The organism is Streptomyces sp. NPDC102258, from assembly GCF_055584685.1.
Map to the genome: position 1 here is coordinate 267,131 of NZ_JBVJLO010000008.1, position 12,484 is coordinate 279,614.

Below are 12,484 nucleotides of genomic sequence, written 5' to 3' on the forward strand. Positions count from 1 at the left end.
CCGCTCAGCGCTGGCGCGCTTCCCGGGCTTCGGCGCGCTGCGCCGGACTCCGTCCGTCGGCCTGTGGGGCGGGGCCGCTGCCCCTGGCCGCTGCCCGGTCCCCCTGCGGGCGCGTGGCCGCTGCGCGGGGCTGGGGCCCCCTCCCCGCCCTTCCACCGTTCCCCGGGCTCCGCCCGGACCCGTTCCGGTGCACGTCACCACACGGCGCTCCGCGCCCGCGCCTCAAACGCCGGCGAGGCTGAAGTGGCCGACCCGGACCGGCAAAATCCAGCCCCGCCGACGGGAATCCAGCCTCGCCGGCGATTGAGGCGCGGGGTCCGGGAATCCAGCCTCGCCGGCGTTTGAGGCGCGGGGGTCCGGGGGTTGGCCCCCGGCAACGGCGCGCAAGGTAGACCGGACGCTCAGCCAAATTCCAGCCTCGCCGGCGATTGAGGCGCGGGGTCTGGGGCGGAGCCCCAGGGATCGCGGGCGGGGGGCCGCTTGGGTGGCGCCCCCCATATCCAGCCCCGCCGGCGATTGAGGCGCGGGGGTCCGGGGGCTGGCCCCCGGCGACGGCGCGCAAGGCGAACGAGCCGCCCGGCCAAAATCCAGCCTCGCCGGCGATTGAGGCGCGGGGGTCCGGGGCGGAGCCCCAGGGGGCGGGCCCGGGCGGTGCGGATGGGGGTGGTCCGGGCTAGCGGCGGGTTAGGGAGAGGAGGTCGCGGGCCGGGCCCGCTGGGCGGGAGCCGGTGGGCCAGACGGCGCGCAGGGCCCGCCCCAGCTCCGCCCCCACGACCGGCACCGCCACCAACCGCCGCCCCGCCAGCTCATCCCCCAGCGCCAGCTCCGACAGCACGCACGGCCCCGCCCCACTCACCGCGGCCCCCTTCACCGCCGTGGTCGACGCCAGTTCGAGCAGCGGCTCCGCAAGCCCCCCACTCCCGGCCAGCGCCGCGTCCAGCACCTGCCGCGTCCCCGACCCCCGCTCCCGCAGGATCAGCGGGGTCCGCGCCAGCTCCGCCGCCTCCACGGCCCGGGTCCGCCGCGCCCACGGGTGCGTCGGGGCCACCGCCACCACCAGCCGGTCCTGCGCGATGACCGCCGAGTCCAGCCCCTCCGGCACCGACAGCCCCTCCACGAAGCCGAGGTCCGCGTCGTGTACGAGGACCCGCTGAGCGACGTCCGCCGAGTTCCCGGCGTGCAGCGAGACCGCCGTGCCGGGCCGCTCCCCGCGCAGGGCGATCAGCCACCCCGGCAGCAGGTACTCCGCGATGGTCATGCTGGCCGCCACCCGCAGCCGCGAATCCCGCCGGCCCCGCAGCGCCTGCGCCCCGGCGTCGAAGGCCTCCGCCGCCTCCACCACCCGCCGGGCCCAGTCGGTGACGAGCGCACCCTCCGGCGTCAGCGTCGAGCCGCGCGGCGAACGGTCGACCAGCGCGACCCCGAGCCGGGCCTCCATCGCGCGGATCCGGCTGCTCGCCGCCGGCTGCGTGATGCCGAGGTGCCGCGCCGCCCCGCTGAGGCTGCCGACCCGGGCCACCGCGAGCAGCAGCTCCAGCGCACCCAGATCCGGTACGCGGTGCGCGAGCGGAACCCACTCCTCATTACCCATAACGTCAGTTTATGGCCTCATAGGACAGCGACCTCTGCCCTCCCCGCTCCCCGGCCGCCAGGCTGGACGCATGGCCACCACCCTCGCGCTCCCCCGCACCACCGCAGACCCCGCACCCCGCGCCGCCCACAAGGCCCCCACGCTGCGCCACCTCGGCCCCAACTGGTACGCCTCCGTCATGGGCACGGCGATCGTCGCCAACGCCGGCGCGTCCCTCCCGTACCAGCTCCCCGGCCAGCGCGTGGCCTGCCAGGCCGTCTGGGCGCTGTCCGCCGTGGCCCTCGCCGTCCTGCTCACCGCCCGCGCCGGGCACTGGCTGCACCACCGCGACCAGGCCCGCGCCCACCTCCTCGACCCCGCCGTGGCCCCCTTCTACGGCTGTCTCTCGATGGCCCTGCTGGCCGTCGGCGGCGGCACCCTCCTCGTCGGCAAGGACCTGATCGGCGCGCACGCGGCCGTCGTCACCGACGCCGTGCTGTTCACCGCCGGGACCGCGACCGGCCTGGTCATGGCCGTCGTCGTGCCCTACCTGATGGTGGTCCGGCACAAGGTGGAGGCCGCCCAGGCCAGCCCCGTCTGGCTGCTGCCCGTGGTCTCGCCCATGGTCTCCGCCGCGGTGGGCCCCCTGCTGGTCCCCCACCTGCCCGCCGGCCAGCCCCGCGAGGCGCTGCTGCTGGCCTGCTACGCCATGTTCGGCGTGAGCCTGCTCGCCACGCTGCTGCTGCTCCCCCTGGTCTTCGGCCGGCTGATCGTGACCGGCCCCCTGCCCCTGGCGCTGACCCCGGCCCTGTTCCTGGTGCTCGGCCCCCTCGGCCAGTCCACCACCGCCGTCAACCAGCTCGCCGACGTGGCCCCCCACGCCATCGACGCCCCCTACGCGGGCGCCCTGGCCGCCTTCGCCGTGGTCTACGGGGTCCCCGTGATGGGCTTCGCCCTGCTCTGGCTGGCCCTCGCGGGCGCGATGCTGGTCCGGGCCGCCCGCGCCGGAATGCCCTTCGCGATGACCTGGTGGGCGCTGACCTTCCCCGTCGGCACCTGCGTCACCGGCGCCGCCGGGCTGGCCCGGCACACCGGCCTGGACGCCTTCGCCTGGCTGGCCGCCGCCCTCTTCCTGGGCCTGGTCACCGCCTGGCTGCTCGCCGCCGCCCACACCCTGCGGGGCCTGTTCACCGGCCGCCTGCTCCCCAGGACCCACCAGGCCTAACGCGCCGCCTCCAGCGCCGCCGCCAGCACCGCCGGAGCCTCCATCAGCGAGGGCCCGTACCAGGTCAGGTGACGGCCGCTGACGAGGGCGGCGGGCAGGCCCGGGAAGGCCTCGGGCCCGTCGTCGGGGGTGAAGCGGTACGGCTCGTCGGGGAGCACCACCAGATCGCAGCCGCTCGCCGCAAGCTCGGCCGGCGCCACCCTCGGGTACCGCTCCGCATGCCCGGCGTAGACGTTGCGCACCCCCAGCCGGGCCAGCAGGTCTCCGGCGAAGGTGTCCTGGCCCAGCACCATCCAGGGCCGCCGCCACACCGGCACGACCGCCGTGCGCGGCGGCCCGGCGGGCTCCACGGACGCCCAGACCTCCCCGGCCCGCTCCAGCCACTCCGGCCGCTTCAGCCCCAGAGCCCCCACCAGCACGCGGTCCAGCTCACTCAGCGCCTGCGAAAGCGCCCGTACCTCGGTGACCAGCACCCGCGCCCCGGCCGCGCGCAGCGCTTCGAGGTCGGGAGCCCGGTTCTCCTCCTCGTTGGCGATCACCAGATCGGGGCGCAGCCCCAGGACCGCCCCTACATCGGGGTTCTTCGTCCCCCCGATCCGCACCGCGTCTCCCAGGTCCGCCGGGTGCGTGCACCAGTCGGTGACCCCCACGAGCAGTCCGGGCGCCGACACCGCCACCGCCTCGGTCAGGGAGGGCACGAGCGAGACGACGCGCACCGGCTCAGCGCCCCGGCGACGGGGGCTCGGAGGTGGCGTGGATGTGGTCGCCGACGGCGACCACGAGCAGCCGGGTGTCCTCGCAGACGGCCCGCCAGCGGTGGCGCACCCCGCCGGAGAGGAACAGCGCGTCCCCGCTCTCCAGCCGGTACGCCCGCCCCTCGGCCTCCACCTGGCAGGTGCCGGAGACCACGTACATCAGCTCGTCGTTGCGGTGCTGGTACTCGCGTCCGGCGTCCTGGTCGCCGCTGAACTCCAGCGCGTGCAGCTGGTGGTGACCGCGTACGAGGGGACGTACGCCCATGACCGGCCCGAGCCCGGACGCGTCGCCGGCCCGCACCAGGTCCACCGTGCGCGCGGTGTCGGAGGCGGCCAGCAGCTCGTCCGCGGTGGTCTCCAGCGCGTCGGCCACCCGCTTGAGGGAACGCATGCTGGGGCGGGCCCGTTCATTCTCTATCTGGCTGAGGAAGGGGACGGACAGGCCGCTGCGCGCCGACACCGCGGCGAGGGTCAGGTGGAGCGCGCGGCGTCTCTTGCGCACGGCCACGCCCACCCGCAGCGGTTCTTTGGAGTCCTTCTCCTTGTCGCTGCCGTCTTCCTTGGCGTTCATGTCGGGGCTGCCCTCCCCTGTCCTCGAAGCACATCGGTGTGCTGTAAGCACCTTACGCAGCAACCGCCCCCCAATTCGCGCCCACGGGACCACCGGGTCCCCTCCCGGTGGCTTTCCGTGGCGCTCCGGTCACCGCGCGCCGCCCCCCGGAGCCCGCCACAGCACGCGGTCGCCGTCCAGGATGACCACGTCACCCGACGGCCTGACCAGCAGCCGGGCACCGGGATGCCCGGCGGTGCCGCTGCTCCAGGCCGGGCCGCCCCCTTCCGTGCGCACGGTCAGCTCGCCGTCGCGGGAGAAGAGGGCGTCATGGCCCCGGCCCCCGGTGCCGGCGCCCCAGCGGCGGTTCCCGGAGGCGTCGAGCACCACGAGGTCCCCGTCGGCGGTGAGGGCCAGCCGGACGGCGCCCGCGTCGAGGACGTCCCCGGGGCGCAGCACCGTACCGGGGTGGACCTCGACCCGGTCGTCGAGGTGGCCGTCGGCGAGGGCGCGCAGGGTGGGCAGCGAGGGGGTGAACGCGTACAGGGCGCCCTCGGTGCGCACGAAGCGGCCGAAGCGCAGGGTGGTGGCGCGGCTGCCGCCGTTGCCGGAGTCGCTCTCGAAGGTGACCGGGGAGTCCGGGCCGATCAGCGGGTCGGAGCCGACGCGCGGGTTGCGCCCGGGCGGGAAGTCGCCCTCGTTGATCCACTTCCGGGCAAGGAACTCGAACTGCTGGACGAGGTCGGCCTGGTAGCCGATGAAGAGCAGCCCGCGCGGGGCGTCGGGGCCGTTCTCGCCCTCCTGCGTGGGGTCGTAGGCCGGGCCGAAGGGGATGCCGCGCCGGATGACGCGGCGCCCGTCCAGCTCGGAGGGGGCCAGCGGCGGCCGGCCGGGGACGGGGACCAGGCCGTCGCGCGGGTTGCCCTTGCGGATGTGGGCGAACAGCGGGGTGCGCCAGCCCTGCGGGTCGTCGCCGTAGGACAGGGCGGCATCGGGATCCGCGCCGGCCGGGCCCGGATCCTCGGCGAGCGGGCAGCCCGCGACGGGGGTGCCGCCGGGCCAGCGTCCGACCAGCCGGGCCGCGACCCAGGTCGGGGTCGCGTCGGGCGGCGCGGCGCCGGCCCGCTTCAGTTCGGCGAGCCGCTGCCCGGCCTGCTCCCACCAGCCGGGCACGTCCTGGGCGAGCCGCCGCACCACCTGGAAGGCGCCCCCGGTGGCCCACGCGGGCAGCCCGGCGGGCCGCTGCCCGGCCTTCTCCTGTCCTACGAGGAACTCCCCGGCCGGGACCAGCCGCGTCCCGGGCTTCCCCTGGACGGTGACACCTCCGGTCGCGGGGTCGGGGGCGTGGAAGCCGCGCACGCCGGGCTGACTGATGCCGTCGGCGAACCCGAAGTGCTCATGCCCGCGCAGGGCTCCGGGCAGCGTGCCCGCGTCCTGCCGGAAGACGACGTCTCCCCCGGCGTCGGCCAGCCGCTCGTGGTGGCGGGTGACGGCGTCCGCGAGCCGGGCGGGGTCGTCGGCGGCGAGGCTGAGCACCGCGTGCACGGCGCGCTCGGGCTCCTCGGCGCCGAACAGCCAGGAGTCGGGGGCGCTGCCACCGGTGTCCCCGACCGACTCGGCGCGGCGGGCGGCGCCCTGCGCGAACGCCTCGGCGGTGCTGCCGGGCGGCAGTGCCGGGAAGGGGTCGCGCCCGGCGAGCAGGCGCAGTCCGGGGTGGGTGAGGGAGAGCCCGGTCCACAGCGCCGACATGCTCGTGGGGTCGGCGCCGCCCGCCTTGACCCGGGCCGCGCTGAAGAGGGCGTTGAAGCGGGCCATCTCCTCGGTGGTGGAGAGCTCGGGCAGCAGACCGGCGAGCCAGCGGCGGCCCTGGTCCGCGTGGCGGAAGTGCACCAGCAGGAGGCAGGCGTGGTCCTTGCGGGAGCCCGCCAGGATGTCCCCCTGGGTGGTCCGGTCGGCCCGCAACGGCAGATCGGCGCCCGCCGCCCGGGCGGCGGGGGCCGCCGGAGGGGCCGGCGCGGCGGGGGCCGTGACCGTGGCCGCCGAGGCGGCCCGGGGGCACACCGCGAGGGCGGCGGCCCCCGCCCCGGCGACGAGGACGGCCCGGCGGGCGGGACTCGGGGTCTGGACGGCATCCATCGGTGACTCCTGAAGGAGGGATCGGAACGGATCGGCGCCGCCGGACGGCGGGCAGCGGCAGCCCGGCCCCGGGGGAGGACCGGACGCGGGACGGCGACGGGGCCCGGTGCGCGGACCGGAAGGGACAGACGACGAAACCGGAAGGGGAGCGACGGCGGGACCGTCGACGGAACCGGAAGGGGATCGAGGACGGGACCGGGAGCCACCCGGCCGGAAACAGACGCGGCGGCACACACCGGCCCGGCAGGCCCCCGGCACACCGCCGACGACCCGGGCACGCGAGACCGCCCGGGCGCGGCGAGGCCCCTGCCTAACGGGGACCTATGAGCCCTCCGGCGACGGCTCCGCCGACGGCCCCCCGGTTCACACGACGGCACGCGGCGAGGACGGGGGCGGCGGTGCGGGCCATGGGCATGGGCATGGGCGTCCGAGACTCCTCGCATGGGGGACCGGGCGGGCAGAACGTCCTGCCAGTGATCAACACCCTCCGCGAAACACCGCCGCCGCGCGCGCCGGACGCACTGTTGGAGTGACGCGGCGCTCACCCCCGGGGGTCCGCCCCCGTGCGGCATCATCGACTCCGTGACGACACGACGCCTGATGCTCCTGGACACCGCCTCCCTGTACTTCCGCGCGTACTTCGGCGTGCCGGACTCCGTGAAGGCCCCCGACGGCACCCCGGTCAACGCCGTGCGCGGGCTGCTCGACTTCATCGGCCGGCTGGTGCAGGACCACCGCCCCGACGACCTGGTGGCCTGCATGGACGCCGACTGGCGTCCGCACTGGCGGGTGGAGCTGATCCCGTCCTACAAGGCGCACCGGGTCGCCCGGGAGACGGAGACCGGGCCGGACGTGGAGGAGACGCCGGACACCCTCACCCCGCAGGTGCCGATCATCGAGGCGGCCCTGGACGCCTTCGGCATCGCCCGGGTAGGGGTCGCCGGGTACGAGGCGGACGACGTCATCGGCACGCTCACCGCCCGCACGAGCGGCCCGGTGGACATCGTCACCGGCGACCGGGACCTGTACCAGCTGGTCGATGACGCCCGGCGGCGCCGCGTCCTCTACCCGCTCAAGGGCGTCGGCAGCCTCCAGGTGACCGACGAGGCCTGGCTGCGCGAGAAGTACGGGGTGGACGGCCCCGGTTACGCGGATCTCGCGCTGCTGCGCGGCGACCCGAGCGACGGCCTGCCGGGCGTGCCCGGCGTCGGCGAGAAGACGGCGGCGAAGCTCCTCGACGCGTACGGGAACCTCGCCGGGATCCTCGCCGCCGTCGACGACCCGAAGTCGAAGCTGACCCCCACCCAGCGCAAGAGGCTCGACGAGTCCCGCCCGTACCTGGCGGTGGCCCCCAAGGTCGTCCAGGTGGCCTCGGACGTCCCGCTCCCGGTGTTCGACCCTGCCCTCCCACATGCCGCGAAGCACCCCGAAATGGTTGATGCGCTCGCCCATCGGTGGGGTCTGGGAGGAGCAGTGTCACGCCTGAGCAGCGCGCTGCGCCCATGAGGTGCTAACTTAGGTAATCCTAAGCTTCGTAGGTTCCTGGGGAGACACCGTGGCAGAAGGACGCGCCCGCACCGTCGGCACCGCCGTCGTCGTACGCACCGAGCGGCTGACGCCGCACATGGTCCGGATCGTGCTGGGCGGTGACGGTCTGGCCGGCTTCGGCGCGGGCGGGTACACCGACCACTACGTGAAGCTCCTGTTCGCCCCCGAGGGCGTGCGGTACGCGGAGCCCTGGGACCTGGACCAGATCCGCTCGGCCCACCCCCGCGAGGCCTGGCCCCGCCAGCGCGCGTACACGGTGCGCGCGTGGGACCCGGCGCACCGGGAACTGACGCTGGACTTCGTCGTCCACGGCGACGAGGGCCTGGCCGGGCCCTGGGCGGCCCGCGTCCAGCCCGGCGAACCGGTGCGCTTCCTCGGCCCCGGCGGTGCGTACGCCCCGGACCCGACGGCCGGATGGCACCTGCTGGCCGGTGACGAGAGCGCCCTGCCGGCGATCGCCGCGGCGATGGAGCGGATGCCGGCGGGTGCGCGGGTGCACGCCTTCGTGGAGGTCGACGGCCCGGCCGACGAGCAGAAGATCGCCACCCCGGACGGGGTCGTCCCGGTCTGGCTGCACCGCGGGGAGCGCCCGGTGGGCGCGGCCCTGGTCGAGGCGGTGACCTCGCTGGAGTTCCCCTCCCCGGATGTCCACGCCTTCGTCCACGGCGAGGCCGGCTTCGTGAAGGACCTCCGCCGCCACCTCCGCCTGGACCGCGGCATCCCGCGCGAGCGCCTCTCGATCTCCGGCTACTGGCGCCAGGGCGAAACGGACGAGGGCTGGCGCGCGATCAAGCGCGACTGGAACGCCACGGTGGAAGCGGAACAAGACCTCCCCACCCGCGCCGCCGCGTAACGCCTCGCGGCTTCCGGGCCCCGATCTCCGGCAACGGCACCGCACCGGCCCGAAGAGGCCCAGGTCCCGGCCCCTGGACCGGAGCCAGGCCGGAGCCCCGGCCTCCCGGCCCCGCCGCGCCGGGGCGGAGCGCCGGAAACATGCATCGGCGCCCCACTTGGCACACCCTCCCCCTCCCCCGCCTTGGGCACGGATCCCGCCGCCTGAGGCACGGATCCCGCGCGGAGCCCGGGGCCGCACCGGGCCGACTCACGGCGCCCCACCCGACCACCCCGCGCGGCCGTCCCCGGCCCGCCTGCCGCCCCTCCGAGGCGCCGGGGTCCGGGGCCCGCCCCCGGCCGGGCCCCGGGCCGCACCGGGCCGGCTCACGGCACCCCACCCGACCACCCCGCGCGGCCGTCCCCGACCCGCCGCCCATCCGAGGCGCCGGGATCCGGGGCCGCCCCCGGCAGCGGTGCGCCGCCCGCCCACCGGCCCCGCCGGTCCCGGGTCCCAGTTCCCGCGCGGAGCCCACAGGCCCCAGCGGACCGACAGGCGGGAGTGAGCGGCCGGGGGGACAATGGCGCCATGCGTACGGCGGCGGCGGCCCTCCTCGGAGCGGCCCTCCTCACCTCGGCGGCGGCAGGCGCGACGGCCGCCCCCACCCCGCCCCCGCCGCCGGAGCCCCGCCTCACCGCCGCCGCGGTCTCCGCCGCCGTCGCCCGCCTCGACGCCACCATCACCAGCGGCATGCACCGCACCGGCGTCCCCGGCCTCTCCGTGGCGGTGGTCCACGACGACAAGGTGGTGTACCTCAAGGGGTTCGGACTCCGCCGCGCCGGCGAAGCCGCCACCGTCGACCCCGACACCGTCTTCCAGCTGGCCTCCCTCTCCAAGCCGGTCTCCTCCACCGTCGTCGCCGGCGCCCTCCCCTCCCCCGCCGCCTGGGACCTCCCCCTCGCCGACGGCCCGCGCCCGCCCGGCTTCGCCCTCAAGGACCCCTGGGTCAGCGCCCACGTCACCCCCGCCGACCTCTTCTCGCACCGCAGCGGCCTGCCCGACCACGCCGGGGACCTCCTCGAAGACCTCGGCTACGCGCAGCCGTACATCCTCGGCCACCTGCGCCTTGAACCCCTCACCCCCTTCCGCGCGAGCTACGCGTACACCAACTTCGGCCTCACCGCCGCCGCCGAGGCCATCGCCCGCGCCCACGGCGTCAGCTGGCAGAAGCTGAGCGCCGACACCCTCTTCACCCCCGCCGCGATGACCCGCACCAGCACCGAGTTCGCCGCCTACGCCCACGCGCCCGACCGCGCCTACGGCCACGTCCGCGACCCCGACGGCACCTGGCACGCCCGCCACGTCCGCGACGCCGACGCCCAGTCCCCCGCCGGCGGCGTCAGCTCCACCGCCCGCGACATGTCCCGCTGGCTGCGCCTCCAGCTCGCCGACGGCACCCTCGACGGGCGCCGGATCATCCCCGCCGACGCCCTCGCCCGCACCCGCGTCCCCGAGATCGTCGCCCAGGCCCGGACCCCCTCCGGAACCCCCCAGTTCTACGGCCTCGGCTGGAACGTCTCCTACGACGACGCCGGCCGGCTGCGCCTGAGCCACTCCGGCGCCTTCGACCTCGGCGCCAACAGCAACGTCACCCTCCTCCCCCTGGAGCGGCTCGGCATCGTCGTCCTGACCAACGGCGCCCCCGTCGGCCTCGCCGACGCCGTGGCCCTGGACTTCCTCGACACCGCCGGGCACGGCGCTCCCACCACCGACTGGCTGGCCCTGACCGCCTCCCTCTACGCGAAGGCCGAGGACGCCGACCGCTCCCGCACCGACTACGCGCACCCGCCCGCCACCGCGCGGCCCGGCCGCCCCGACAGTGCGTACACCGGCACATACCGGAACCCGTACTACGGCCCCCTCACCGTCACCACCGCCCCCGGCGGCAAGGGCCTGGTCCTCTCCCTCGGTCCCGCCCCCCTCCGCTTCCCCCTCACCCACTACGACGGCGACACCTTCAGCTTCGTGACCACCGGCGAGAACGCCGTCGGCCGCACCGGGGTGACCTTCTCCGGCCGCACGGTCCGCGTCGAGTACCTGGACCAGCACCACCTCGGGACCTTCACCCGCCCGTAGCGCCCTACCCTGGTCCCGATGACCCGCAGATCCCACATCCCCGCCGCGCCCCTCCCGCAGATCGCCGGGATCGACCCGGTCCGCATGCGCCTGCCCCCCGACCCGGACGGCAGGTGGCCGCTCCTCGGCGACTACCTGACCGAGCGGTACGCCGGCACGCGCGGCGCCGAGTCGATGGCGCGGCTGCTCTCCGCCGGCCGGGTGTTCGGCCCCGGCGGCCGGGTGCTGCGCCACGAGGACCCGTACGAGCCGGGCGGCTGGCTCTGGTTCCACCGGGACATGCCGCCCGAGCCGCGGGTGCCCTTCCCGATCGGTGTCGTGTACCGCGACGAGCACCTGCTGGTGGTGGACAAGCCGCACTTCCTGGCCACCACCCCGCGCGGCAGCCACGTCACCCAGACCGCCCTGGCCCGGCTCCGCGAGGAGCTGGACCTGCCCGCGCTCAGCCCGGCGCACCGGCTGGACCGGATGACGGCCGGACTGGTGATGTTCAGCATCCGCCCCGAGGACCGCGGCGCCTACCAGCTGCTGTTCCAGGAGCGCCGGGTCCGCAAGGAGTACGAGGCGCTCGCCCCGCACGACCCGGCGGTGGAGCTGCCCCGCCTGGTCCGCAGCCACATCGACAAGGTGCGCGGGGTGATGGCGGCGGTCGAGGACCCCGACGCCGAACCCAACGCCGAGAGCCTCGTCGAGCTGACCGCGACCCGGGGCGCGCTGGGCCGCTACCGCCTCACCCCGCACACCGGCCGCACCCACCAGCTGCGGGTCCACATGAACGCGCTGGGGCTGCCCATCCTCGGCGATCCGGTCTACCCGGTGGTGGCCGAGGCGGCCGACCCGGCGGACTACCGCCGTCCGCTCCAGCTGCTGGCCCGCGCCCTGTCCTTCACCGACCCGGTCACGGGCCTCGCCCACGAGCTGCGGACCGGCCTCACCCTGCGGGCGTGGGACGACCCGGACGGCTGGACACGGGGCCCGGAGCCCCAGCCGCACCCCCGGCCGCAGCCGCACCCCCGCTGACCCCCGCGATCCGCAGCGCCGCGTCGGCGGCGGCCTCCGCGAAGGCGGCCACCGGGCGGCCCGGATCGGAGCGGTGGATCAGCATGACGCCCTCGATCAGGCCGAAGACCAGGTCGTTGCGGAGCGTCAGCCCGGCCCGGTCCGCCGCGAGTTCGGCGCCCACGGGCGTGGCACGCAGCAACGCCCGGTAGCCCTCCCGCAGTTCCTCCCGCATCCGCCGGAACGGCGCGAAGCGCGGTCCGCGCAGCTCGGGCAGCAGGTACAGGGCGCCGAGGTCGTACGGGCCCCCGCACAGCAGGAGCACGTCCGAGCGGCACAGCTCCCACAGCCGGCGGGCGGCGGGCCGGCCGGTGTCGGCCAGCAGCCCGCGGGCCAGGGCCAGGGAGGGGCCGACGGTGGACTCCAGGAGTTCGGCGAGGAGTTCCTCCTTGCCGCCGAAGTAGTGGTACATCGTCGCCTGGCGCAGACCGGCCCGTTCGGCCACCGCCCGCGTGGTGGTGGCCGCGTATCCGCGAACCGTGAACAGCTCGGCCGCCGCGCAGAGGATCTCCTCGCGCGGCGGCCGCCCGCTGTCCGGTCTGTGCCGGTCGGCGCGCGGCCGGCCGACCCGTCTCGGTCCTTCGTCCGTTCCACCGCTCATACGACCGATCGTCGCACAGCGCACCCCGCGACGATCATGGCAAGAGATGAGATCCGGTCAACCCGAGCCTTG

At 76.1% G+C, this 12,484-nt stretch carries 10 protein-coding genes; 5 read left to right on the plus strand and 5 right to left on the minus strand.

Annotation, left to right across the window (positions count from 1 at the left end; translation table 11 throughout):
- Positions 1–673: 673 nt before the first annotated feature.
- On the minus strand, positions 674–1,591 hold the full coding sequence (locus tag ACZ6ZT_RS16595) for a LysR family transcriptional regulator (RefSeq protein ID WP_469719873.1): 918 nt from the start codon (positions 1,589–1,591) through the stop codon (positions 674–676).
- Positions 1,592–1,661: 70 nt separating this feature from the next.
- On the opposite strand from ACZ6ZT_RS16595, the gene ACZ6ZT_RS16600 reads away from it, so the two are divergent.
- Positions 1,662–2,795: a TDT family transporter gene (locus ACZ6ZT_RS16600; RefSeq protein ID WP_469719874.1), complete on the plus strand. Its 1,134-nt coding sequence runs from the start codon at positions 1,662–1,664 to the stop codon at positions 2,793–2,795.
- Here the strand turns inward: ACZ6ZT_RS16600 and ACZ6ZT_RS16605 are convergent.
- The 3 genes from ACZ6ZT_RS16605 to ACZ6ZT_RS16615 all read right to left on the minus strand — a co-directional run bounded on the left by ACZ6ZT_RS16605 (position 2,792) and on the right by ACZ6ZT_RS16615 (position 6,236).
- The gene (locus ACZ6ZT_RS16605) at positions 2,792–3,511 is read right to left on the minus strand and encodes a helical backbone metal receptor (protein WP_469719875.1); all 720 of its coding nucleotides are present in this window, start codon (positions 3,509–3,511) and stop codon (positions 2,792–2,794) included. The two genes, ACZ6ZT_RS16600 and ACZ6ZT_RS16605, sit on opposite strands and share 4 nt — an antisense overlap.
- A gap of 4 nt (positions 3,512–3,515) precedes the next feature.
- The gene (locus ACZ6ZT_RS16610) at positions 3,516–4,121 is read right to left on the minus strand and encodes a helix-turn-helix domain-containing protein (protein WP_469719876.1); all 606 of its coding nucleotides are present in this window, start codon (positions 4,119–4,121) and stop codon (positions 3,516–3,518) included.
- A 129-nt stretch (positions 4,122–4,250) separates the two neighbouring features.
- Positions 4,251–6,236 carry a Dyp-type peroxidase gene (locus ACZ6ZT_RS16615; RefSeq protein ID WP_469719877.1) on the minus strand — a complete coding sequence of 662 codons (1,986 nt, stop codon included), beginning with the start codon at positions 6,234–6,236 and terminating at the stop codon, positions 4,251–4,253.
- 600 nt (positions 6,237–6,836) lie between these two features.
- Between ACZ6ZT_RS16615 and ACZ6ZT_RS16620 the strand changes: the two genes are divergently transcribed.
- The 4 genes from ACZ6ZT_RS16620 (at position 6,837) to ACZ6ZT_RS16635 (ending at position 11,772) form a co-directional block, all read left to right on the plus strand.
- A complete protein-coding gene (locus tag ACZ6ZT_RS16620) occupies positions 6,837–7,742 on the plus strand; it encodes a 5'-3' exonuclease (protein ID WP_469719911.1) in 906 nt (301 codons plus the stop codon).
- A gap of 49 nt (positions 7,743–7,791) precedes the next feature.
- Positions 7,792–8,637 carry a siderophore-interacting protein gene (locus ACZ6ZT_RS16625; RefSeq protein WP_469719878.1) on the plus strand — a complete coding sequence of 282 codons (846 nt, stop codon included), beginning with the start codon at positions 7,792–7,794 and terminating at the stop codon, positions 8,635–8,637.
- Positions 8,638–9,204: 567 nt separating this feature from the next.
- Positions 9,205–10,752 carry a serine hydrolase gene (locus ACZ6ZT_RS16630; RefSeq protein WP_469719879.1) on the plus strand — a complete coding sequence of 516 codons (1,548 nt, stop codon included), beginning with the start codon at positions 9,205–9,207 and terminating at the stop codon, positions 10,750–10,752.
- An 18-nt stretch (positions 10,753–10,770) separates the two neighbouring features.
- Positions 10,771–11,772 carry a pseudouridine synthase gene (locus tag ACZ6ZT_RS16635; RefSeq protein WP_469719880.1) on the plus strand — a complete coding sequence of 334 codons (1,002 nt, stop codon included), beginning with the start codon at positions 10,771–10,773 and terminating at the stop codon, positions 11,770–11,772.
- On the opposite strand, the gene ACZ6ZT_RS16640 is transcribed toward ACZ6ZT_RS16635, so the two are convergent.
- Positions 11,684–12,412 carry a TetR/AcrR family transcriptional regulator gene (locus ACZ6ZT_RS16640; RefSeq protein WP_469719881.1) on the minus strand — a complete coding sequence of 243 codons (729 nt, stop codon included), beginning with the start codon at positions 12,410–12,412 and terminating at the stop codon, positions 11,684–11,686. The genes ACZ6ZT_RS16635 and ACZ6ZT_RS16640 overlap by 89 nt on opposite strands.
- Positions 12,413–12,484: the final 72 nt, after the last annotated feature.